At 60.0% G+C, this 21,799-nt stretch carries 19 protein-coding genes and 2 pseudogenes; 8 read left to right on the top strand and 13 right to left on the bottom strand.

All coding sequences use genetic code 11. The features are described from left to right. The coding region (locus HZR81_RS05815; RefSeq protein ID WP_500127553.1) for a conjugal transfer nickase/helicase domain-containing protein at positions 1 to 700 on the top strand (700 nt) is incomplete at its 5' end. A 30-nt stretch (positions 701 to 730) separates the two neighbouring features. On the opposite strand, the gene HZR81_RS05810 is transcribed toward HZR81_RS05815, so the two are convergent. The 9 genes and pseudogenes from HZR81_RS05810 to HZR81_RS05770 form a co-directional block, all read right to left on the bottom strand. Next, positions 731 to 1,510 carry a LysR family transcriptional regulator gene (locus HZR81_RS05810; RefSeq protein ID WP_044316149.1) on the bottom strand — a complete coding sequence of 260 codons (780 nt, stop codon included), beginning with the start codon at positions 1,508 to 1,510 and terminating at the stop codon, positions 731 to 733. 33 nt (positions 1,511 to 1,543) lie between these two features. Continuing rightward, on the bottom strand, positions 1,544 to 4,009 hold the full coding sequence (locus HZR81_RS05805; RefSeq protein WP_044316148.1) for a heavy metal translocating P-type ATPase: 2,466 nt from the start codon (positions 4,007 to 4,009) through the stop codon (positions 1,544 to 1,546). Next, complete coding sequence (locus HZR81_RS05800) at positions 4,006 to 5,490, bottom strand: ArnT family glycosyltransferase (RefSeq protein WP_044316147.1); 1,485 nt, start codon at positions 5,488 to 5,490, stop codon at positions 4,006 to 4,008. Before HZR81_RS05800 ends, HZR81_RS05805 begins: the two co-directional genes overlap by 4 nt. Further along, complete coding sequence (locus tag HZR81_RS05795) at positions 5,487 to 6,479, bottom strand: glycosyltransferase family 2 protein (protein WP_279642972.1); 993 nt, start codon at positions 6,477 to 6,479, stop codon at positions 5,487 to 5,489. The genes HZR81_RS05800 and HZR81_RS05795 overlap by 4 nt, the downstream gene beginning before the upstream one ends. After that, positions 6,476 to 6,907 (bottom strand): GtrA family protein, encoded by a 432-nt coding sequence (locus HZR81_RS05790; RefSeq protein ID WP_500127552.1) that lies wholly within the window; start codon positions 6,905 to 6,907, stop codon positions 6,476 to 6,478. The genes HZR81_RS05795 and HZR81_RS05790 overlap by 4 nt, the downstream gene beginning before the upstream one ends. Further along, positions 6,904 to 10,128: an efflux RND transporter permease subunit gene (locus HZR81_RS05785; protein WP_500127551.1), complete on the bottom strand. Its 3,225-nt coding sequence runs from the start codon at positions 10,126 to 10,128 to the stop codon at positions 6,904 to 6,906. Before HZR81_RS05785 ends, HZR81_RS05790 begins: the two co-directional genes overlap by 4 nt. 10 nt (positions 10,129 to 10,138) lie before the next feature. Next, entirely contained in the window at positions 10,139 to 11,347 is a 1,209-nt protein-coding gene (locus HZR81_RS05780; RefSeq protein ID WP_111482072.1) for an efflux RND transporter periplasmic adaptor subunit, read from the bottom strand. Between the two features lie 10 nt (positions 11,348 to 11,357). Next, a complete protein-coding gene (locus HZR81_RS05775; protein ID WP_500127550.1) occupies positions 11,358 to 12,596 on the bottom strand; it encodes a TolC family protein in 1,239 nt (412 codons plus the stop codon). A gap of 497 nt (positions 12,597 to 13,093) precedes the next feature. Then, a pseudogene (locus HZR81_RS05770) lies at positions 13,094 to 13,339 on the bottom strand (DUF3363 domain-containing protein); the annotation flags it as partial. Between HZR81_RS05770 and HZR81_RS05765 the strand changes: the two are divergent. Beyond that, positions 13,335 to 14,594: pseudogene (locus tag HZR81_RS05765) on the top strand (Tn3 family transposase); the annotation flags it as partial. The pseudogenes HZR81_RS05770 and HZR81_RS05765 overlap by 5 nt on opposite strands. 92 nt (positions 14,595 to 14,686) lie before the next feature. On the opposite strand, the gene HZR81_RS05760 reads toward HZR81_RS05765, so the two are convergent. Both HZR81_RS05760 and HZR81_RS05755 read right to left on the bottom strand, forming a co-directional pair. After that, complete coding sequence (locus tag HZR81_RS05760) at positions 14,687 to 16,045, bottom strand: DEAD/DEAH box helicase (protein WP_014596074.1); 1,359 nt, start codon at positions 16,043 to 16,045, stop codon at positions 14,687 to 14,689. A 338-nt stretch (positions 16,046 to 16,383) separates the two neighbouring features. Continuing rightward, positions 16,384 to 17,292, bottom strand: a complete 909-nt coding sequence (locus HZR81_RS05755; RefSeq protein ID WP_014596073.1) for a WYL domain-containing transcriptional regulator — start codon at positions 17,290 to 17,292, stop codon at positions 16,384 to 16,386. 278 nt (positions 17,293 to 17,570) lie between these two features. On the opposite strand from HZR81_RS05755, the gene HZR81_RS05750 reads away from it, so the two are divergent. Continuing rightward, a complete protein-coding gene (locus tag HZR81_RS05750; RefSeq protein WP_044316144.1) occupies positions 17,571 to 18,461 on the top strand; it encodes a LysR family transcriptional regulator in 891 nt (296 codons plus the stop codon). 37 nt (positions 18,462 to 18,498) lie between these two features. Here the strand turns inward: HZR81_RS05750 and HZR81_RS05745 are convergent, their stop codons facing one another. Beyond that, positions 18,499 to 18,819 (bottom strand): helix-turn-helix domain-containing protein, encoded by a 321-nt coding sequence (locus tag HZR81_RS05745; RefSeq protein ID WP_012206013.1) that lies wholly within the window; start codon positions 18,817 to 18,819, stop codon positions 18,499 to 18,501. A gap of 106 nt (positions 18,820 to 18,925) precedes the next feature. Here HZR81_RS05745 and HZR81_RS05740 point away from each other — a divergent pair, with 106 nt between their 5' ends. Continuing rightward, positions 18,926 to 19,567, top strand: coding sequence for a substrate-binding domain-containing protein (locus tag HZR81_RS05740; protein ID WP_034079873.1), 642 nt, complete (start codon positions 18,926 to 18,928; stop codon positions 19,565 to 19,567). A 342-nt stretch (positions 19,568 to 19,909) separates the two neighbouring features. On the opposite strand, the gene HZR81_RS05735 is transcribed toward HZR81_RS05740, so the two are convergent. Continuing rightward, positions 19,910 to 20,200: a metal-sensing transcriptional repressor gene (locus HZR81_RS05735; protein WP_063539807.1), complete on the bottom strand. Its 291-nt coding sequence runs from the start codon at positions 20,198 to 20,200 to the stop codon at positions 19,910 to 19,912. A gap of 190 nt (positions 20,201 to 20,390) precedes the next feature. Between HZR81_RS05735 and HZR81_RS05730 the strand changes: the two genes are divergently transcribed. From HZR81_RS05730 to HZR81_RS05715, 4 genes are read left to right on the top strand one after another with little or no spacing between them, the layout of a single operon-like run. After that, positions 20,391 to 20,708 (top strand): ArsR/SmtB family transcription factor, encoded by a 318-nt coding sequence (locus HZR81_RS05730; RefSeq protein WP_063539806.1) that lies wholly within the window; start codon positions 20,391 to 20,393, stop codon positions 20,706 to 20,708. After that, a complete protein-coding gene (locus tag HZR81_RS05725) occupies positions 20,705 to 21,139 on the top strand; it encodes a YeeE/YedE family protein (protein ID WP_500127549.1) in 435 nt (144 codons plus the stop codon). Before HZR81_RS05730 ends, HZR81_RS05725 begins: the two co-directional genes overlap by 4 nt. A gap of 2 nt (positions 21,140 to 21,141) precedes the next feature. Then, complete coding sequence (locus HZR81_RS05720; protein ID WP_500127548.1) at positions 21,142 to 21,561, top strand: DUF6691 family protein; 420 nt, start codon at positions 21,142 to 21,144, stop codon at positions 21,559 to 21,561. A gap of 13 nt (positions 21,562 to 21,574) precedes the next feature. After that, a complete protein-coding gene (locus HZR81_RS05715) occupies positions 21,575 to 21,772 on the top strand; it encodes a YgaP family membrane protein (protein ID WP_063539803.1) in 198 nt (65 codons plus the stop codon). Positions 21,773 to 21,799: the final 27 nt, after the last annotated feature.

Below are 21,799 nucleotides of genomic sequence, written 5' to 3'. Positions count from 1 at the left end.
CGTTGAAGATGTCGAAGCAGGAGCCACCCTTTCTGCGAACGGCGCGACGTCCGCTTTGGAGAATCCAAACGCTCCGCCAGCGGAGGGTAGTGGCATCACCTCAGCCCCTCCACCCAAGGCCCAGGCCAGCCCCGACGTCATAGCGGACATGCTGGCGATGGTGGGAACGGGAAACTCGCCAACCACAGATCAGGATGTGGAAACCGTCCCGGACGAAGTACCCGCAACTCTCCCCGATGCGACCCAGCCGCCCTTGGCCGCCGCTGCGCCTTCGTCACCGGCCTTCACGTCCTCGACGACACAGCCATCCGGCGAGCACTTCATGGCGTGGCTGAAACATGGCATCGCCACGCGGCGGCTCATCATCAACGATGCGAAAGCGCTGGTGCATACCGTGAGCGACACCGCCTACCTGGTCAGCCCTGGCGTGTTCCAGCGCTATGCGCAGGAACACCCGCAGGTAGGCAAACTGGCCAAACAGGAGAACCTGCAGGATTGGCAGTGGGTGCAGAAGCGCTTCGAGCGACTGCAATTGCATCGCAAGCAACCAAGTGGCCTGAACATCTGGACTTGCGAAGTCACAGGCGCCAGAAAATCGAGGAAGCTACATGGCTATTTACTTATCAAACCAGAAATGGTTTTCGAATTTACGCCTCCAAATAACCCATATCTATTTTCAATGAAATTTCCCGGCCTATGAAGATCAAGATATGAAAATCATCTATCAAAATTAAATGGTCTCATCAGTATTTCCATCAGAAACACTAGATATGTGAATAGCGTTCGCACCATCGTCACCAGTGAGGTACAGGCGCAGCGCGTAGAGCAGATCGGGGGTGCGGTCGCCTGAGGGTTTCTGGATGTTGATTTTCACACGGGAGAAGAGCTTGATGTTGGACAGCCCATAGCCCTCACAGGACTGCGGATCACACATCACAAGTGGATAGCGCAGCACTTCGTCCAATGGAATGCGTTTATGAACCAGCAGAGGGTGCCGTGCCGGCATTACAACCACCAGTGGATCGCTCCATGCCGCTTCGGCCACAATGCCATCTCCAACGTCGGCCGACTGCGCGAAGCCGACATCGTATAGTTCGTCGTTCAACCCCCGGATTTGCTGCGATAGCGGAATCTCGAACAGGCGGATCTCGATATCTGGATCGTCCTGTCGACACTGGGCAAGCAAGGCGCTCAAGCGTGGCGGGGTGATCCCGTCGGACAAGGCAACTCGCAGTTGGTCCTGATAGCCAGCGGCAACAGCTCTGATACTGTTGCTTGCCTGTTCAAGAGCAGAAAATACGCGCGGAACATGCTCCAGAAATACCTGGCCTGCACGGGTCAATCGCGTACTGCGCGTTGTTCGGTCGAAAAGGCGAACACCCAGATCTTCCTCCAGCTCCTTGATGGCGCGTGAAAGCGGGGACTGCTCAATGTGTAGCCGCTCGGCTGCACGAGCGAAGTGAAGCTCCTCAGCAACGGCGATGAAACATCGAAGATGACGCAAGTCCATTTTTTAGCACCAACTCAATCAACACCTCCTTTCTTAACCTTCAGGTTTATATTCACGCTCTTTATAGGCGAGCAACCGAAGTGCGTTGAACACTACTACCAAAGTTGAACCTTCATGGGCTGCGACGGCGGGACCAATTCCCAGACCGAGAATCGTTGCCGGGACCAGAATCGCCACAACGCCAAGACTGATGAAGAGGTTCTGGCGGATGATCTTCCGGGTGCGTCGACTGAGTTCGACCGCAAACGGCAGGTGCGAAAGATCGTCCGCCATCAAGGCAACGTCGGCAGTCTCCAACGCCACGTCCGAGCCGGCCGCCCCCATGGCGATGCCGACTGTCGCATGGGCCATGGCGGGCGCATCATTCACACCATCTCCTACCATCGCGACCTCAGTGGTGTCGCGCAGCTTTTTGATGGCCTCTACCTTGTCCTCCGGCATCAGATCACCCCATGCCTCGTCCAAGCCAACGTGCTTGGCGACGGCATCGGCGACGCGTTGGTTGTCGCCAGAAATCATGATCATGCGATTGATACCGATGGCACGCAGGCGTTCGAGCGCCGGCCGCGCCGTTGCGCGTGGCGTATCCATCAAACCGATGACCCCGAGATCACGACCTGCGCGGCGTACCGCCATGGTGGTGCGCCCCTCGATGCGGAGCCGTTCGACCGCCTCGGCGACCGGCTCCGTCAAGGCGGGTATCCTGTCGCTGCCGAACATTTCCGCCTTGCCGATTTCCACGGCATGTCCCTCGATCTCGGCGATCACCCCTTTGCCGGTGAGGCTACGAAGCCCGGATGCAACGGGAAGCGTCGTGCTGCCAAGGCGCTCCACGCCATCCTGTGCGATGGCCCGCGCCAAGGGATGATCGCTCAGCGCTTCGACGGCAACTGCCGTGGCCAGTAGCTCGGTCTCGTTGACGCCCGGTGCTGGCAGGACATCGGTGATACGTGGCCGTCCTTCGGTCAAGGTGCCGGTCTTGTCGAAGGCCAGGGCATCAAGCGAACCGAGCTTCTCAAGCGGGGCTCCACCTTTTATCAGTACACCGCCACGAGCAGCGCGCGCGACGCCAGACAAGATGGCGCTCGGCGTTGCTATGGCGAGCGCACACGGGCTGGCCGCTACCAGTACGGCCATGGCGCGGTAGAAACTGTCCCGGAACGGCTCGTCTACTACAACCCAGGCGAACAAGAGCAGGAAGGATGTAGCCAGTACGGCCGGCACGAAGACGCGTTCGAAGCGGTCAGTGAGTCGCTGCGTGGGAGATTGCCGCGTCTCGGCTTCGCTGACCATTTTGACCACGCGGGCCAGCGCGCTTTCCGAGGCAAGTTTGGTCACGGCGATGTCTATCGCGCCGGCACCGTTAATGGTGCCGGCAAACACGCGATGCGCCGCGTCCAAAAGATCAGGCCGGATATTGGCCTGCGCCGGGTCGGGAACCGGGCGTTTATCGACGGGCACGCTTTCTCCAGTGACCGGGGCCTGGTTGATGCTGGTTTCGCCGGACACCACGAAACCGTCGGCTGGCAAACGTTCGTTGGGCCGCACGAGCACCAAGTCACCCAGAACCAGTTCCTGCACGCCTATTTCCCTGACCTCGCCGTCGCGGCGGACACGGGCGGTCTCCGGCGCGAGTTCGGCCAGGGCTTCAATCGCCCGCTTGGCCCGGCCCATGGCGTAGTGCTCCAGCGAATGGCCCAGGCTGAACAGGAACAGCAGCAAGGCGCCTTCGGCCCAAGCACCGAGCGCCGCCGCACCGGCGGCGGCGACCAGCATCAACGTGTCGATCTCGAAGCGTTTGAGCCTCAGGTTCTGAACTGCTTCTTTGACGGTATAGAAACCACCAAAGAGGTAGGCACCGAGATAGTTGGCGATGGCGAGCCAATCTGCGACGGGCGCCCACTTATCCAACGCGAATCCGGTGGCAAGAAGTCCTCCGCACAGCAGGGAGAATATCAATTCACTGTTTTCGCCAAACACACCGGCGTGACGGTGCGCATCACCGTCGCCATCTTTGAGCTGATCGCTATCACGCCCAGCTGGGGGATCTTCGGGCTTTCGGTTGACGCCAACTTCCGCGAGCGCATCACGAATGTCATCCTCTGAGATTTTCTCCCTATCTAATTCCACCCGTACCACGCCACCAATACTGACCTCTGCTTCAAGCACGCCAGGCATGGAGAGCAGTCGTTTGGTCAAGGTACGTGCAAGTCGTTGGTGTGTGACGCCCTTGACCTGCCAGATCAGATGACCGTACCGCTGGGTAATACGCGCACCGGCAGCTTCGACGAGTTCGCGGATGCGCGCGAGCGATAGCGCTTCGGAGGCATAGTGAATGCATACCTCATGCGTCTGATTGTTGGTGCCGCTGCGGATATGAACGTTTTCCACCCCCTGTTGTGCTCGCAACTCAACGAGAAGACGCTGTACACAGGCGTCGGCATCGTGCGCAATATCCGGCAGTAGAACCGGAAGGTCGATCTGTAGTTTTTCAGTCATGACTTCTCCCTCGATCGCATTTTTCCACTGCCTCCGGGAATTATGACAAGGACATATTTCTTGCTCTCTATGTTCGCCCTCTGGCTGGAAGACGGTAGTCGGTGCTGTATTTGATCGAATTGTCTTTTGGTAACTGCCATATAGACATCGCCGTTCATGTGCCTCAGTCGAGCACTCACTTGCTCGATGGACACCAGCTCTGCCATCCCCCTTGAGTAGTAGCGTGCGGAAAACGGCCTGCTATCGATGTACCAAAAATTGGCATTCGCGCCGGACGCATCCTGCACGTATCGCACTAATTCTCTTTCGGTATTGATCAGATTCGGCTGCAGCACGGCTGTCAGCGACGCAACCAGCATCACGGTTGGCACCAGCGAAGCGAGTGTTGCAGTCACATATCGAGGAGGCCCTGAATCCGGCTTACGGGGGGCTGCTTGCCAGGCAGACAATGCCCTCCCCATCAGGATCGAAAATGCAGGGATGGCGGGCAGCGCATAGGTCCAAAGCAGATTGCGGGCAAACGTAAAAAGTAATAACGAGAAAACCGACCATCCCAGCAGGTACGCCGTTACAGGCTCAGACAGGACTCTTCTCAGTGACTGGCGAGCGCCACTGTGGCCTGCTGCATATAACAGCGCTGCGAGGGCCAGGATTCCCCATGGAAAGGTTGCCATGAGCCAGAATCCCCAGATGCTGCCATAGGGCTCGACGTGGGCCGTACCGTAGAGATCCCCCTGCCAGCCTGGATCGAGGTAACGCAGGACATGCTCGCCGAGCAGGAAATAGTTCAGGAAGCCTGGCGTTTTCTGCTCAGCCAAGACGTACCAAGGGAGGACCAGCGCTATAACAACGGCTACCCCCCAGATCCAGACACGCCCGGACATGCGAGGCCACTGGATTTGCCGGCAAATAAGCCAGCCTGTAGCGACTGATCCCGCCACAAGCACGCCGGCCAATGGCCCCTTGGAGAGAAGGCCGATTGCCAAGCCTGCAAATCCCAAGGCTCGCCAATACCACTGTCCCAGCACGAGACCGGCCATGCACAGTGTGGTGCCCAAGGTCAGAAAGGGATCTGTCAGAACAGCAACACCGGCGATGTACGGCAAAGCGCAGGACGCATAGACAACCACCGCCCAGCGCGCCGTTCGCAGCCCGGAATACTGACGAGCCAGTGCATGGATGGCAGCCAGAATGGCGAGAAAGCCCAACCAGGAAGGGAGGCGCACAGCCCACTCATTCAGACCAAAGAGACGAATTGAAAGAGCTTGCACCCAGAAGGAGAATGGTGGCTTTCCCCAGAAGGGCACACCAGGTTCGAACCAGGGCGTTATCCAGTCACCACCTTCTGCCATTAGGCGAGCAATTTCAGCATAGCGTGGCTCAGACGTTCCGGAGAACGGAATCAAAATCATGCCGAAAATTTGCGGCAACAGCAGGAGGAACAGCCATATATAAGGGCGGGCGCACCATGAACGGATCATCGTTCCTCGCTCCTCGCCAGCCTGACTTCTTCCCGTGGTAACTCACAGACCTCCTCGACCAAATAAATGGGACGCTGTTTGGATTCCAGATAGATGCGCCCTACGTACTCGCCAACCAAGCCGATCGAAAGCAGCTGGATGCCACCGATAAACGTCATCACCACCATGAGCGAGGGATACCCGGACACGTCCGACCCGAGAACCAACGTTTTGGCTACGATCAGAGCACCGTACATGGCGCTACCCAAAGCGGTCAGCAGGCCCAGAAAGGTCACGCAGCGAAGTGGAGACACTGAAAAAGACGTCAGCCCCTCCATTGCCAGACGCATGAGTCCAATGAAGTTCCATTTGCTATCGCCGGCGGCGCGGGGTTCTCGGTCGAACGATATGACCTTCGTCGGCAAGCCAATCCAGGCGAATAGTCCTTTCATGTAGCGATTTCTTTCGCGCAGGCGCCCCAGGGCATCAATGGCGCGACGACTCATCAGCCTGAAATCGCCAACATCCTTGGGAATGGTCACGTCGCTCAATCGACATAGCAGTCGATAGAACATGTAGGCACAGAAGCGTTTCAGGGCACCTTCCCCATTCCTGGAACGACGCCGCATCAGGACGATATCCATCCCGCTGCGCCAAGCCTCAACCATGAGCGGAATGAGTTCAGGTGGATCCTGAAGGTCGGCGTCCATGATGATCACGGCGTGCCCTAGCGCATGGTCCAGGCCGGCTGTTGTCGCGGCCTCCTTGCCAAAATTCCGACTGAGCTTTACCAAACGAACCCACGGATAGGTGTAGGCCAACCCGGCAAGGTACCTATGGCTGTCGTCAGTACTGCCATCATCGACAAAGACGATCTCGTACTGGAAATCCAGTGAGTCGAGGGCCTTATGCAGTCGCTCGTACAAGCGGGGAAGAACGGGCTTCTCATTGAAGACCGGAATGACAACGGATAGGACGGGGCCGTTCGATGGAAGACGAGAAAGGTTCACGAGAAAACCCTCCTCTGAACCTGAAAGTTCATCAGGCAAACCAGCGAGGTCGTCATCAGCTGAGCGTAGGCGATGTTTACTCCGGCCCATTGATACAAAATCCCGAGCAGTATCAGGTTAGCGACCCAAGAACCGACCACGGATGCCAAATAGAGGAGCACGACACGTTCATGCGACTTGACGCAACGAAACACATAGCCTTTCTGCAGCCAGTAGTTCGTTAACGCTCCGGCCGCAGCGCCCACGGAACTTGCCCATAAGGCGGGGATATCCCAGGCCATCAGGCCCGACATCGCGCTCCAATGCACGGCTGTGGAAATTCCGCCCGCCACCAGAAAATGAGGAAATCTGGACCAGAGTCGTTGCCAGCCTTCTCGACATTTTGATGTTTGAGCGGGATAAGAAACCGGATGTAGTTTGCTTGTCATGCTCTGCCTCTCCCCGTTTCTTCCGGCTTCACCGCACGAGCAGCGAAGGTGGGCAGCACCATCAAGGTCAACACGGTGGCGGTGATCAATCCCCCGATAACGACGGTGGCGAGCGGCTTCTGTACTTCGGCCCCGGACCCTGTCGCTATCGCCATGGGGATGAAGCCGACGATGGCCACCAGTGCCGTCGTCAGCACGGCGCGAAGGCGGCTCGACGCGCCAGCGGCAGCGGCCTCCAGAGGCAGGTCACCAGCCGTCAGACGCTCACGAATCGCCTGCATCAGCACCAAGCCATTGAGCGTGGCCACACCCGACACCGCGATGAAGCCCACGGCTGCCGATACGGAGAACGGCATACCACGCAGCAGCAGTGCCAATGCGCCACCCACCAAAGCCAAGGGCACGCAGACAAAGACAAGCGCGGCTTCACGGATGGTGCCCAACGCCATGTACAGCAGGCTTCCGATCAGCAGAAACACGACCGGAACCACCATCATCAAGCGCGCCTCGGCACGCTGCAGATTCTCGAACTGGCCGCCCCAGGTCAGATAGACACCTGCGGGAAGCGGCACATCTGCCACGGCGGTCTGAGCCTCCTGCACGAACCCACCCAGATCCCGACCGCGTACATTGGACTGCACCACGATGCGGCGACTGCCATTGTTGCGACTGATCTGGTTGGGCCCTTCGCGTACGTCGATACGCGCCACCGACGACAAAGGCACCACGGTGCCATCAGCTGCAACGATGGGCAGGGCCGCCAGTTGCGCAGGATCATTTCGGGCGACTTCTTCCAGCCGAATCACGACGTCGAAGCGGCGGTCGCCCTCGAAGATCTTGCCAGCGGATGTTCCACCGATACCGGTGGCCACGGCCTCACTGACATCGGCGGCGCTCAATCCATACTGGGCTGCGGCCGCGTGATCGATCTGGACCGTGAGCGTAGGCAGTCCAGAGACCTGCTCCACACGCACGTCCGCAGCCCCCGGGATGCCGCGTAGCTTGAGCGCGATCTGATCCGCCGTTCTCTGCAGGATGTCGAAGTCGTCACCAAAAACCATGACAGCCAGGTCGGTCCTCACGCCTGAAATCAGTTCGTTGAAACGCAGTTCGATGGGTTGACTGAATTCGAATGCGTTACCGATCTGATCACTCACCAGCGATTCGAAGCGCTGGATCAGTGCTTCCTTGTCCAGTGATCCATCCGGCCACTCGGCGCGGGGATGGAGCACGATGACACTGTCCGAAATGTTGGTGGGCATCGGGTCGATGGCCGCTTCGGCGGTGCCCGTGCGCGAGAAGATGGTTTTGACTTCCGGCTCATTCGCCAAAGCCCTCTCCAAGGCAAGCTGCATCGACAGCGATTGCTCCAGGGAAGTCGAAGGCACCCGCAGCGCCTGCATGGCCAGGTTGCCTTCATCGAGCGTCGGCATGAACTCTCGTCCCAATGAAACGAAAGCCGTCAATCCGATCGCCAGCATGAGAACAGCACCGGCGAATACCGCTCGCGGCCGCATCACCACTCGGCGAATGACCGGTTCAACCTTGGCACGCACGAAGCGGATAAGACGGGTTTCGTGCTCGCCATCATCCGAACGGCCATGCTCGTCACCCTGCATTTTGGGCTCACGCACGAACAGGGCGGCCATTGCCGGTACGAAGGTGAACGAAAAAATGAATGCGCCGACCAGCGCCAGCATGAGCGTTGCCGCCATGGGCTGGAAGGTCTTACCTTCCACGCCCTCCAGGGTGAGGATGGGGGCAAATACCAGCAGGATGATGACCTGACCGAATGCGGCTGGGCGAACCATCTTGCGCGCAGCCTGAGCGGCCACGTTCAACCGCTCGACCGGCGACAGGACGCGACCCAGTTCGGCACGTCTCTGACCGAGCATGAGCAAGGTTGCTTCGATCACGATCACGGCACCATCGACAAGAATGCCGAAATCGAGTGCGCCAAGACTCATCAGGTTGCCGCTGATCCCGAAGCGGTTCATGCCGATGACCGCGAACAGAAAGGACAATGGGATGATCAGTGCGGTGATGGCGGCCGCACGTAGGTTGCCCAGCAGCAAGAACAGCACGGCGATGACCAGCAATGCGCCTTCGGTCAAATTCTTCGCCACCGTCTTGATCGTTGCATTGACCAGTTCGCTGCGGTTCAGTACAGGCTCGGCGACAATGTCTGGCGGCAGCGAGCGGTTGACTTCGACAAGGCGCTCCGCTGCTGCCTGTGCGACCGTGCGGCTGTTGCCGCCGGCGATCATCAAGGCTGTGCCGAGTACCGCTTCGTGACCATTGCGCGTCGCCGCGCCCAAGCGCGGTGCGCGGCCCAAACCTACGCTCGCCACATCGGCGACGCGGATGACGAGGCCGTCGCGCCGGGTGATCGGCGCCTGCGCCAGATCGTCAACGGTTAGCGCGAGCGCATCGGCACGGACGATCAAACCTTCACCCGCACGCTGAATGAAACCTGCGCCTGCCTGAATGTTGGAGCGTTCAAGTGCTAGCACGAGATCGCCAAGCCCAAGCCCATAGGCCGCCAGTTGCTCGGCGTTGGGCCTGACCGCGTACTCCTTGACGTAACCTCCGATCGTATCGACGCCGGCAAGCCCTGGTGCTGAGCGCATCAGCGGCGCGATGATCCAGTCCTGGACCGTTCTGAGGTAGGTGGCGCGCTCTTCGGCCGTCGTGAGCCGCTCGCCTTCCGGCGTCAGATAGATTTCGTTCGCCTGCCAGCCTGGCTCGCCGGGGGAAGCGGTTTTATCCGGGTCGAATGGGGTGAAATCCACCGTCCACATCAGGACTTCGCCGAGTCCCGTAGTGACGGGTGACATCATCGGTGTCACCCCTTCCGGCAGATCTTCCGCCACCTCACGCATGCGCTCGCCGACTTGCTGACGTGCGAAGTAAATGTCGGTCTGGTCGGTGAAGATGGCGGTAACCTGTGAGAACCCGTTGCGCGATATGGAGCGCGTGCGGGTCAGCCCCGCTATTCCGGCGAGTGCGGTTTCGAGCGGATAGGTCACTTGGCGCTCGATTTGCGCGGGCGCTAGCGCAGGTGCGACGGTGTTGATCTGCACCTGACGATTGGTAATGTCCGGAACGGCATCGATGGGAAGCCTGCTGAGCTGAAACAACCCGTAGGCCATGACGAGCGTCGCGGCGAACACCACAGCCCAGCGAAACTGAACTGATTTCTCAATAATCATTTTGAACATGGGCTTCGCCTCAGTGACCGTGCTCGGCCTCGCCCTTGGCGAGTTCGGCTTTCAACAGAAAGGCATTGGTGCCAGCAATGCGTTCATTGCCAGACAGCCCATTGAGAATTTCAATGAAGCCACCGGCACGCCGACCAACGAGCACCGGTGTGGCGCGAAAACCGTTGTCGCCGATCACGAACACGACGGATTGCCCTTCCACCGTTTGCACGGCGTCCGCAGGCACGGCGAGTCCAGCTTCTTGTCTATCCGTGACGACAGTTGCCGTGACAGGTGAACCAGCCGGCGGTAAACCTCCGGCAGTTGAGCGCGCCCGGATAACCGTTGCACCACTTTGCTCACGTGCATTGGCCGCGATGCCTACCACGACAGCGTCAAAGTTACGGGAAGCCCCCGTCACTTGGATGCGGGTTCCGGTGGTAACTTCGGATGCCAGCGCCGGAGGTGCGTTGAATACCAGCTCCACCCGGCCTGGATCGGCGATTTCCGCCACCGCGCTGCCGGAAGCCACAACCCCACCGGGGGTGATATTGACGGCGCTGACGATGCCGGCAATCGGGCTGTTGATGGTGAGTCGTCCTGAGGCGTCAGGTGACCCACTGGCAGCGACTTGTGCTTGCGCAGCCCTCGCTGCCGCGTCAGCGGCTAGCGACCGTGCCCGGGATGCCTCCATCTCCTGGCGGGCAACGATGCCTTGCGCAACGAGATTCAGATCCCGCTGATAGACAAGTCGTGCAGCCTCCGCCTCTGCCACCGCGGCATCGGCGTTGGCACGCAATGTGGCGGCTTCGCCGCTGACGATGATCGCCAGCGATTGGCCAACCTCTACTGAGGCACCGGTAGCAACGAGAATCTGTTCAACCCGGCCGCTGGTGACCGCGGCGACAATGGCCTTGGCGTCAACCGCCGGTTCAACGCGGCCTGACAGTCGATATTCATTCCCTCCGCCACGGCTGACGTTGACGATACCGATGCCCGACGCCTTGATCTGCTGTTCCGTCAGTGCGACAACACCTTCTTCTGTCGACTCTCCCTCGTGTTCGTCGTGGTCATCGTGTCCTCCATCTTCTTCATGACCCTCGTCATGAGAGGCATGATCACCATCCTCGGCCTGCGCTTCATGCTCCGCATGCGGCACGAATTGGGCGACGCCGAAGCCAAGCCCTAGGGCGATCAGTAAAGCTGCTCCAATGAGGAGCCGGTTTTTTGTTGAGTTCATGAATGCTTCCTCAGAATGGAGCGCGGCCATCAAGGCCTGCGAGTTCAACTTCCGCGCGGACGCGCGCTAACCGCGCATTGACGGCCGTATTGCGTGCACTGATCAGAGCCGATCGGATACTGCGCAGCTCCAGTTGCGAGATACGCCCGGCGTCGAACCCCGCACGCGCGAGTTGGTAGGCTTCCTCCGCCGAAGCAACGCCTTTGTCGGCAGCACGTATGCGGGTAATGGACGCATCAAGACGGGCTTGGGCAGCACTGCGATTCGCCTGGGTTTGCAGCTTTGCTGTGGTCAACCTGGCTGCTGCGGCATGTTCCTCTGCACGGGCAGCACTGATCGCGCCCTTGTTTCTGTCGAACAAGGGGAGAGATACATTGATGCCGAAGGTGAATGCCTCCGTGTCGTATTCCTGGAACCTCCGCACACCAAGCGACGCGCTTACCGCAGGACGCGCACGCAACCGCTCGACACTCACCGATTTATTCGCGGCCTCCAGTTCTGCCTCGGCAATCTGAACGGTGAGAGGATTGCCCATGGCCTGAAAGGAGGCATCAGGGGAGCGGTTCAATAGACTGGGTTCGATGGCGGTCACTGGCTGGACCAGCATCGCGGCAGCAGTCAGTATGGCAAATGCGGCATCGCGGTTCGCCCGCGCTTCGTCCACTGCAGCACGGGCAGATTCAACTTCACTGTTCGCCTGGATGCCGCGCAGTGAGGGTTCCCGACCTTCTTCGATCAGCAGCATGACTGCGTTCGCGTCCGCTTCCGTCAGTTCCAGCGCCTCGACAGCCAGTTCATATTGCAGGGAAGCCGCTTCCGCTTCGGAATAGATCAGCGCAAGACTGCCAGCGACCGTCCACCGTGTTTGATCACGCCGCAGCGCCGCGACCTTAGCTTCCGCCTGTGCGGCACCGATACGTGCGCCTCGCTGGCCCCACAGCTCCAATGGCTGATTGATGGAGAATGTTGATTCCGCAGCGTCGTAGCCGGAAAAGCGACCGCGACCGTAAACGTTTTCGGTTTCCACGGAGACAGAGGGATTGGGCAAAGCCCGCGCCTGTTGCGCGCGCGCATTGGCAGCGTCGAGCAACGCCTCCGCTTCAACCGTGATGGGGATGCGATCGAGGCTCTCGATCAATGCTTCATAGGGCGGAGCCGGCTCGGCCCGAGAAGGTAATGCGAATAAGACCGCTGTAACAGCCACAGCAAAGCCAACCGCCCACTGCGGTCGACTGAACGACGTGAACATGAGGAAACTCCCAAAGCTGAATGAGTTGACGAAACGGCCGCACGAAGGGTGCAGCCGGGAGTCGTCAGGCTTTGGGTGGGCGCATCAACCCGCCAGGAGTGCGAGACGCAAGGGCATCACTGGCTGGCCACTGATGCGTCGAATTGAGGGACTCGGTTTTGGGGGCCGTGCCCGGGGGAATGTGAGCGTAGATATGGTGACAATGCCCATGGCTACAGGCGTCATGACCACTGTCTGAGTCGGAACCATTGCTCTGGCTATCCACACTCTCATCGTGAGAATCCGCCATGACATAGTGAGCATCTACGCTCTCGGATGCACACAGAAACATGTCAGCCACAGATATGGCAACGAACGTTGCAAGCAGCAACGCCACCACCATGAGCCTATGTCTGATAAAAGTATGCATAATTTCGTCATGTTACCAAGAACCGGGGAAAAGCGGCAACACATTTCAGCGCCCAGCATCGCCACCGTACCGAGGGGACCGACTCGCCTTATGAAACTGTGGGGCCACGTTGCCTCCCGATTTCCCAGGTCACATGTCCCGCACGGACAGTCGCTGCGAGGGTGCTACCTAGCCGTTGCTCAATCACCGCCTTCCAGGGCACCAGGCTGAAACCCTTGCCATCATCGAGCATCGCAAAACGCCCGCTGGCCAGCATCACGCTGCGACGGTAGACGCCGCTGACGCGCTCGCCGTCACTGACTGTATGGGGCTCCAGGCCGGTTTCAGCGGCGATGATCCTGCCGCACGTCAAGATCACCGAACTACTACTGGAGGTGGACGAATGGACGGGCTTCACCCGGCACTTCACGCACCTGAAATCGGGCGACCTGGCCAAGGACAAGAATCTGTTGCTGACCACGATCCTGGCCGACGCGATCAACCTGGGCCTGACCAAGATGGCGGAGTCCTGCCCCGGCACGACCTACGCCAAGCTGGCTTGGCTGCAAGCCTGGCACATCCGCGACGAAACCTACGGGGCAGCGCTGGCCGATCTGGTCAACGCGCAGTTCCGGCATCCCTTCGCCGAGCATTGGGGCGACGGCACCACATCATCGTCGGACGGCCAGAACTTCCGCACGGGCAGCAAGGCCGAGAGCACCGGCCACATCAACCCGAAATACGGGAGCAGCCCAGGGCGGACGTTCTACACCCACATTTCTGACCAGTACGCGCCATTTCACACCAAGGTCGTGAACGTCGGCGTGCGCGATTCGACCTACGTGCTCGACGGCCTGCTGTACCACGAGTCCGACTTGCGGATCGAGGAGCATTACACCGACACGGCGGGCTTCACCGATCACGTCTTCGCCCTGATGCACCTCCTGGGCTTCCGCTTCGCGCCGCGCATCCGCGACCTGGGCGACACCAAGCTCTACATCCCGAAGGGCGACGCCGCCTATGACGCGCTGAAACCCATGATCGGCGGCACGCTCAACATCAAGCACGTCCGCGCCCATTGGGACGAAATCCTGCGGCTGGCCACCTCGATCAAGCAGGGCACGGTGACGGCCTCCCTGATGCTCCGAAAGCTCGGCAGCTACCCACGCCAGAACGGCCTGGCCGTGGCGCTCCGCGAGCTGGGCCGCATCGAGCGCACGCTGTTCATCCTGGACTGGCTGCAAAGCGTGGAACTGCGCCGCCGCGTGCATGCCGGCCTGAACAAGGGCGAGGCGCGCAATGCGCTGGCCAGGGCAGTGTTTTTCAACCGCCTGGGTGAAATCCGCGACCGCAGTTTCGAGCAGCAGCGCTACCGGGCTAGCGGCCTCAATCTGGTAACGGCTGCCGTCGTGTTGTGGAACACGGTCTATCTGGAACGGGCTGCGCACGCGCTGCGTGGCAACGGCCATGCCGTTGATGACGCGCTGTTGCAGTACCTGTCGCCGCTCGGTTGGGAGCACATCAACCTCACCGGCGATTACCTCTGGCGCAGCAGCGCCAAGATCGGCGCGGGCAAGTTCAGGCCGCTACGACCGCTGCAACCGGCTTAGCGTGCTTTATTTTCCGTTTTCTGAGGCGACCCCATCTATCAACCATCTGAGGGTGGTATCAGATTGATGGGGTGAAGGTGCCCCATCAACCATTAAATCCGTATACCCCGATCCGCCTGACGGAAGCAACTTTCGCCGCCACGCACCTGGGTGCTGTACTTGGCGTCGTAGGCGGCCTGCTTGTGGGGCAGCACATAGCGCAGCGGCGCGTAGCTGGCGAGCGTGAGTCGGCGGATTTCCTGATTGATGTCGCGGATGGCACGGAATTCGCCCGCAAGGTCCACGTCGGCCTTGATGTTGATGGGCGGCAGTCGGTCGGGGAAGCGGCCGGTCTCGCTGGTGCCGTAGTACTTCTCCACATGCCGCCTGGAGCGGGCAATGGTGAGATGATCCAACAGGGTGAAGTAGTCAAACCCCAGCATTTCCACCAACTGGCTGGGGGTCTTTTCAGCTTCGTCCAACGCCAGCCAGCGATTGAATTGCGCCTGCGCCTTGCGGGTCGTGGCCTCGATACTGGCGATGCCATGCTCCAGCAGAGCGGCGTCATCGCCTTCGGTGACAAAGGCAATCTGGTTGCGCAGGTCGGCCAGACGGTTGTTGACCGGCGTGGCCGAGAGCATGAGCACGCGGGTCTTGACGCCTTCGCGGATGATGCGTCGCATCAGGCGGTCGTAGCGCGATTCCTTGCCCTTGTGTGTGGCCTTGTTGCGGAAGTTGTGCGACTCGTCGATCACTACCAGGTCGTAGTTGCCCCAGTTCACATGTGACAGGTCGATGTCACCAGACACCCCGCCATCGCGCGACAGGTCGGTGTGGTTGAGCACGTCGTAGTTGAACCGATCAGCCGCAAGGATGTTGCGCTTGTTGTTGGCCTTGTAGAGCGTCCAGTTGTCGCGCAGGCGCTTGGGCGCCAGCACCAGCACGCGGTCGTTGCGCAGTTCGTGATACTTGATGATGGCCAGGGCTCCGAAGGTTTTGCCCAGACCCACGCTGTCGGCGATGATGCAGCCGCCAAAGCGGTTCAGCTTGTCGATGGCACCCACCACACCGTCGCGCTGGAACTTGAAGAGCTTTTTCCACACCACGGTATTGCGGATGCCGGTGGCGGACTTGACGATGCGCTCCTCGTCCATCTCGTCACCGCTGTCCTGAAACAGGCGGTGCAGCATCAAGGTGTAGATGGTGAAGGGATCGCGGTGCTCACCCAGCGCCTGCAGTGCTTCAAGGATGGACTCGCTCTCGTTGCGCTGGCCTTTGGAGTCGGTGGCATCAGCACCATGCAAGCCTGCCCACTGGTGATCAAACCATTGGGCGAGCTGCGCGGCTTCGTCGACCGTTTCTGATGCCTGAATCAGGTTCAGAGGGTTGCCCGGCGTCAGGCCAAGGCCAGACGTGTTGAAGGCAAAAGAACCCAGAATCACTTGCGCAGGAGCCCCGTCCGGCCCGCGCATAACGGCAGCTCCCTGTGGCACCCCTTTTGATGCCCGCCGAAGCGCCACTTTCTCTGTGATCCATTTCGCGCATTGATTGGCCAACCAGCGTGCCTGCAGACGATTGCGTGCAGCGCGGTCGCTCTCCGTACCCAAGAGTTCAAGTGCCTCGTTGTCAGGAGGCACGATCAATTGAACTCGATCCAGAGCAGACAACGCCTCCCGGATTTCTGCAAAGGCGTAGAGAGAGAACGAAGGCGTTACACAGTCGAGTCGGTTCCGTGCTTGAGGTGGGGCTGCATCAAGTCGATGACGCGCTGTGTTCCGGTGTTTTGGATCAGCTTCATGGTCGTTTCCGTTCAGTCAGCAATCGACGTTTCTGCACTCGGCGATGCATACCCCGGCGCCAGCACTGCATTGCGCACGCCGTAGATGGCGAGGTGGTCCTTCAACCAAAGCCGGTACTCAGGGCCGCGCAGGCTATGGTCGGGGGAGCAGTCCACACTCCATTTGCGCAGGATGTATCCGGCGGTGGCGGCACGCAGTTTCATGTGCAACACGCCGCCTCGCATGCCGTAGTCCATTTCAGTGATTTCTGGCCGGGGCTGATCCGGGTGAGGAACCAGCTCAAGTTCGACGATCCGTGTCCATTGAATGTCCTGATCGCTCATCTCGTGGGGCGCCACGAGCTGCCCCTTGCGCACCACGGGACGCTTGATCCGGGTGATGACGAAATCCCGGAATTCCTGCGATTTGCGGTCGAAGGCGCGGACGTGCCAACGCAGGCCGTTGTCGATCAGCGCGAACGGGACGATCTCCCGCACGGTGCGGCCACTGGAGATGGAGTGGTACTCGATCCCCATCGGGCATTCGTAGTGGATGGCACGAGTCACGCTCGCCAGGATGTCCAGGTCAGGGTGGGTGAGCCGGGACGGGCTCTCGCTGGCCACCCAGGCTTTGATGCGCATCGGTTCACCGTCGCCAAAACCCTGCGTCAGCCACGACAACACCCGCTCGGGCGGGAAATCGAAGATCGGCTGGAAGCTCGGGCCGAGGACGTAGAACTTGCCTTTGCCGTCGTAGTCGATGTTGCCGGGGGCGATTTCCTTGTACAGCGCCAGGTCCCTGGACGCAGCAGCGGACTGGATACCAAACCGCGCGACCAAGTCCTGGCGGCGCATCTCCCCAATGAAGCGCACGCGCAACTCCACGAACGCGAGCCGGTCACGCTGTGGCTGGGTTAGATCGGCAAGCTGTTCGTGGGGCATCTTGGTTGGCTCGTTCGGGTTAGCGAATGCTTATGCAGATTTCTGCAGAAAGTATATGAGCTGCTTGAAAAGACGTCTATAAATCCAAGCTGGTTTGCTAGTGCGCTGCATTATGATAACCATTTTTTGAGGCGCAAATGAGTGATCTGACGTGGACGAGTAGGCAATCAGCCCAGCGGAGCGCACCAGGAACGGCGTGGAATGGGGTGCATCCAGCAGGCCATCGCGGACGAAAACTGGTGCGAATAGATCCTTGATATGGAACAGGAGCATGGCCCATGGAACTGCGACACCTTCGCTGCTTTGTGGCTCTCGCAGAGGAGCTGCACTTCACACGGGCCGCCGAGCGCCTTCATATCGAACAGCCACCCTTGTCCCGCGCCATCAAGGAGCTTGAGGGCGATCTGGGCGTGGTGCTCTTCGTGCGCAACCGCCGAGGTACGGTGCTTACCGAGGCGGGCGCAACTTTCCTGCAAGACGTGCGCAGGGTGTTCGCCGCGCTGAAGCAGGCTCAGGAGAACGCTCAGGCGGTCGCGGCGGGCCTGAGCGGAAGCCTTCGCATTGCAGTGTCCGACGGCGCAATCGATCCCCGGCTGTCGGCCCTCCTGGCCCGCTGCCGCGAGGAGGAGCCGGAGATCGAGATTCGCCTGTCCGAAGTGCCGCTGGCCGAGCAGTTGCGCGGGTTGCGCTCGGGCGACTTCTCGATCGGGTTTGCGCACACGGCGGAGGTCGGCGATGACATCCTGACCGAGCCACTCTGGCACGACTCGCTGGTGGTCGCGGTGCCCGCCCGGCACCCCTTGCTTTCACACAAGGCCGTTCCGCTGCATCAGCTTGCGAGCTACCCACTGGTCTTATGCGACCCACAGGTATACGAAGGCTACTACCGTGAACTGGCGCGGCTCCTGCGACCGCTGGAGCGTGATCCCGACATCGCCGAGCACGTGTCCTCGCTGGACATGATGCTCACCCTGGTCGGTGCAGGCTACGGCGTTGGCTTCATCAGGGCAACCAGGATCGCGGCGAGCCTGCGCCCCGATGTGGTGATCCGCCCCCTGGCCATGGATTCCGCAGTCATCACAACCTACTTGCTGCGGCCCGTCAGCGAGGATTTGCCGGTGTCGGCGGAGCGGTTCATTGCGCGCCTGCGCGAGCACTCGGGCGATTGATGCGGCGGCAAGGGCCGTAACTGAAGTTCGCGGCCGCTTATGGCGAGCCTTGCAGCTCACTGCCAGAGTTGAGGTTTTTTTCAGTCGCCGCCATCAACTCGCTGGCGCTGATCCCGAGCGCGGTAGCAATTTTCAGTATCAGGGGAAGCGTAGGCACATGCTCCCCGCGCTCGATCTTGCCCATGTGCGAACGCGATATTCCAGCCTGAAATGCAAAGTCGTCTTGAGCGACGCCTTGCGCGACGCGAGCGGCACGCACGGCCCGCCCGAAAGCTAATGCTGGTTCGGATTCATAGGTGGGTGTGCCAGGTGGACGACCTGGCTGAATAGTAAGCTTCTGCATCGACAGAAGCGTCAAACAAACCTCTTAAATTAACCACGTTAAACATATAGACGTTAAAGTTCTCTCTTTACTATGATGCTGGTTTTCCCTTGACCCGCTTCGTCGCTTCTGTGGGTTCTCCATGGACAACCTCACCAGCCAACCCGCCCACCTCAGGCTTGCGATAGCGCCAGGCGTATCGTCATCGCAGCTTTCGGTGCTACTCGCGCTGCAACGTGCCGAAGAACCCGAGGTCAGCATCGCGTTCTTTGAGGTTGCTGGTGACGAGTTGCTTGATGGACTCCGTGAAGGCCGCTATGACGTAGGGCTGTCGCTTCAAGGGTCGAGCGATCCGGCCATCCAAACCCAGCCCTTGTGGATTGAGCACATGGCCGTTGCGATGCCGCTGCGGTTTCCCTTGCTGGATCAGGCATCGCTCACCATCGCCGATCTACAGGACTACCCGATCTTTCGCTGGCGGGCTGAGACGTGTTCACTGCTGGATCATCGGCTGCTCTCGCACCTGCCTGCTGACCAGCAAAATCTTCAGTACGTGACTTCCTTCGAGCTGATGGCGCTATGGGTTTCTGCCGGCTACGGTGTCGGGCTATCCGCGCAATCGCGCATCAAGCACGCCCATGGATGGGGAATCAGCATGCGAGCGCTGGACGACGGCCCCTACGAGATCGTGACGCACCTGCATAGACCCCAGGGACAAGCGAACTCTGTTTCCGAGCGATTCGAGCGAAGGGCACTGCAGATCGCAAAATCGGTCACTTCCTGATCGCAGTGGCTGTCGGTAGCCGCCAGCAGACGGCGGTGGATGTACGCCTTTCATCAAGAGGGCCGAGGTGGTAAGCTTAGAGGCCATTTCTGGCTTGGGTAACCAGAAAAAATCTTTATTAATCAATTGGTTGGTTGCCGTGGGTGATTCCCATCACCCGCTCCAAATTTGCCATGAGGTTCCATACGGAATTTCTGGTTTGAAAAAAGCGACCCTAGGGTCGCTTTTTTCGTTTCTGCGGCGGCAAAACCAGCCCCGCCGTCGCTGCGGTGACTGGCATGGGGCGCGGAATGCGCGTCCGCTCCGGCCGTTAGTGGCTCGGCGGCGGCTGGCCGGAGCCAGTCAGGTGTACTTGGTGAAAATGCCGCGTACCCGCTCCAGCGTTTCAGACGTATCCTGCGCCTGGTCGTGAAGGGCTTCCTCGATCAGGCAGGTCAGCATCAACCGATACGCCTTGTCCAACGCGCTGCGCGCGGCTGAAAACTGCTGGGCAATCGCCTCGCAATCCTCGCCACGCCGAATCATTGCCTGAATGCCCCGGACCTGGCCTTCGACTCGCGCCAGTCGTTTCAGCATGGCCTGCTGCTGATCCTGCAGGTCTGCCGATACGACGGCAGTCGTCTGGTCGTTCATGAGATACCTCGAAAGTCTCAAAAGGGGTAACTGCAGCGGGGCAGCTGAAGCGGAGCGCACCGACTCGCATATGGGTAGGGGCATGCTAGCGGCCCGCAACCGCATGGCCAACTTCTTTTCGCACAGTGCCGCTTGCCTAACGATATATAAAAAAATATATTGTGTTTGTCTTAACTGTAAGCCTTGGCCCATGACCCCCGACCTGGATATCGACAGCCTGAAAGCCAACGCGGCTTCCGCAAGCGCTTTGCTGAAAGCGTTGGCCAACCCGGATCGCCTGTTACTGCTGTGCCAGCTTTCCCAGGGCGAGCGTAGCGTGAGCGAGCTCGAGCAGCTCCTGGGTATCCAGCAGCCAACGCTGTCACAGCAGCTGGGCGTGCTGCGTCGCGAAGGGCTGGTAGCGACAAGACGCGAGGGTAAGTTGATCCATTACCGGATCAGCAGTCCGGAGGCGCTGGCGGTAATCGCCACGCTCTACCAATTATTTTGCGAGAGGGGGCAGCAATGACTGTCGATTGGGCGAACTTCACGCCGTGGACGGCGCTTGCAGGCGGTGTGCTGATTGGTGCCGCTGCCAGCCTGTTCGTATTGCTCAATGGCCGTATCGCCGGTATCAGCGGCCTGCTGGCAAGTCTTCTGGAACCGGGTGCTGAAGGTCGAGGCGAAAAGCTGTTGTTTCTGCTCGGTCTTCTGCTGGCGCCGCTCCTGTGGGTGCTGTTCGGCAGGTTGCCGGTGCTGGAATTCCAATCCGGCTGGTTCGGATTGTTGATTGCCGGCTTGCTGGTAGGCGTAGGAACCCGATACGGCTCAGGCTGCACCAGCGGCCATGGGGTGTGCGGGATTTCGCGGCTGTCGGCACGCTCCATCGTCGCGACTTTGGTGTTCATGGCGGCCGGCTTCGGCACCGTTTATGTCCTGCGTCATCTGCTGGGAGGCTGAATATGCGCAAACTGACTTCGTTTGCCGCTGGTTTGCTGTTCGGGCTGGGGCTGCTGCTTTCCGGGATGGCCAACCCGGCCAAGGTCATTGGCTTTCTCGATGTTGCGGGCGCGTGGGACCCCTCGCTGGCGTTGGTGATGGCTGGTGCCATAGCCACGGCCCTGGTCCCCTTCACCTGGGCGAAGCGGCGAGAGCGCTCCTTGCTCGACGCGCCGATGCAGCTACCGAGCAAGCGCGAGCTCGACGGCCGACTGATTGGTGGGAGCCTGGTGTTCGGAATTGGTTGGGGGATAGCCGGCATCTGTCCGGGGCCGGCGATCGCCGTACTGCTCAGCGGGCACTGGCAGGTCGTGCTGTTCGTACTCGCCATGCTGGGCGGAATGCTTTTGTTCTCTGCGCTGGAACGCCGGCGCACTTGCTGACCGGGAGGTCATTATGAAAGCCAACGTTGGAACCATTGATCGGACCCTGCGCATCATCGTCGGCCTTGTGCTTATCGGCCTGACCTTGGCAGGCGTAATCGGTGTTTGGGGTTGGATCGGCCTGCTGCCGCTGGCTACGGGCGTCTTCCGTTTTTGCCCAGCGTACACGCTGCTTGGCATCAAAACGTGCAAGAGCTGCAACAAGGCCTGAAATCGCACCAAACGACGCTGCAACGCA

Origin of the sequence: Pseudomonas sp. LM13, assembly GCF_041381355.1 — a bacterium.
Lineage (GTDB): Bacteria > Pseudomonadota > Gammaproteobacteria > Pseudomonadales > Pseudomonadaceae > Stutzerimonas > Stutzerimonas frequens.
The sequence above is the reverse complement of the archived record's forward strand: the minus strand, read 5'-3'. Positions and strand labels throughout refer to the sequence as shown.

Coding starts and splice junctions, on each gene's coding strand:
- HZR81_RS05800 (WP_044316147.1), bottom strand. CDS start 5,490: ATGATCCGTTCATGGTGCGCCCGCCCTTATATATGGCTGTTCCTCCTG.
- HZR81_RS05720 (WP_500127548.1), top strand. CDS start 21,142: ATGCGCAAACTGACTTCGTTTGCCGCTGGTTTGCTGTTCGGGCTGGGG.
- HZR81_RS05775 (WP_500127550.1), bottom strand. CDS start 12,596: ATGTTCACGTCGTTCAGTCGACCGCAGTGGGCGGTTGGCTTTGCTGTG.
- HZR81_RS05785 (WP_500127551.1), bottom strand. CDS start 10,128: ATGTTCAAAATGATTATTGAGAAATCAGTTCAGTTTCGCTGGGCTGTG.
- HZR81_RS05750 (WP_044316144.1), top strand. CDS start 17,571: ATGGAACTGCGACACCTTCGCTGCTTTGTGGCTCTCGCAGAGGAGCTG.
- HZR81_RS05760 (WP_014596074.1), bottom strand. CDS start 16,045: ATGCGCGGGCCGGACGGGGCTCCTGCGCAAGTGATTCTGGGTTCTTTT.
- HZR81_RS05725 (WP_500127549.1), top strand. CDS start 20,705: ATGACTGTCGATTGGGCGAACTTCACGCCGTGGACGGCGCTTGCAGGC.
- HZR81_RS05740 (WP_034079873.1), top strand. CDS start 18,926: ATGGACAACCTCACCAGCCAACCCGCCCACCTCAGGCTTGCGATAGCG.
- HZR81_RS05790 (WP_500127552.1), bottom strand. CDS start 6,907: ATGACAAGCAAACTACATCCGGTTTCTTATCCCGCTCAAACATCAAAA.
- HZR81_RS05780 (WP_111482072.1), bottom strand. CDS start 11,347: ATGAACTCAACAAAAAACCGGCTCCTCATTGGAGCAGCTTTACTGATC.
- HZR81_RS05805 (WP_044316148.1), bottom strand. CDS start 4,009: ATGACTGAAAAACTACAGATCGACCTTCCGGTTCTACTGCCGGATATT.
- HZR81_RS05735 (WP_063539807.1), bottom strand. CDS start 20,200: ATGAACGACCAGACGACTGCCGTCGTATCGGCAGACCTGCAGGATCAG.
- HZR81_RS05730 (WP_063539806.1), top strand. CDS start 20,391: ATGACCCCCGACCTGGATATCGACAGCCTGAAAGCCAACGCGGCTTCC.
- HZR81_RS05755 (WP_014596073.1), bottom strand. CDS start 17,292: ATGCCCCACGAACAGCTTGCCGATCTAACCCAGCCACAGCGTGACCGG.
- HZR81_RS05810 (WP_044316149.1), bottom strand. CDS start 1,510: ATGGACTTGCGTCATCTTCGATGTTTCATCGCCGTTGCTGAGGAGCTT.
- HZR81_RS05715 (WP_063539803.1), top strand. CDS start 21,575: ATGAAAGCCAACGTTGGAACCATTGATCGGACCCTGCGCATCATCGTC.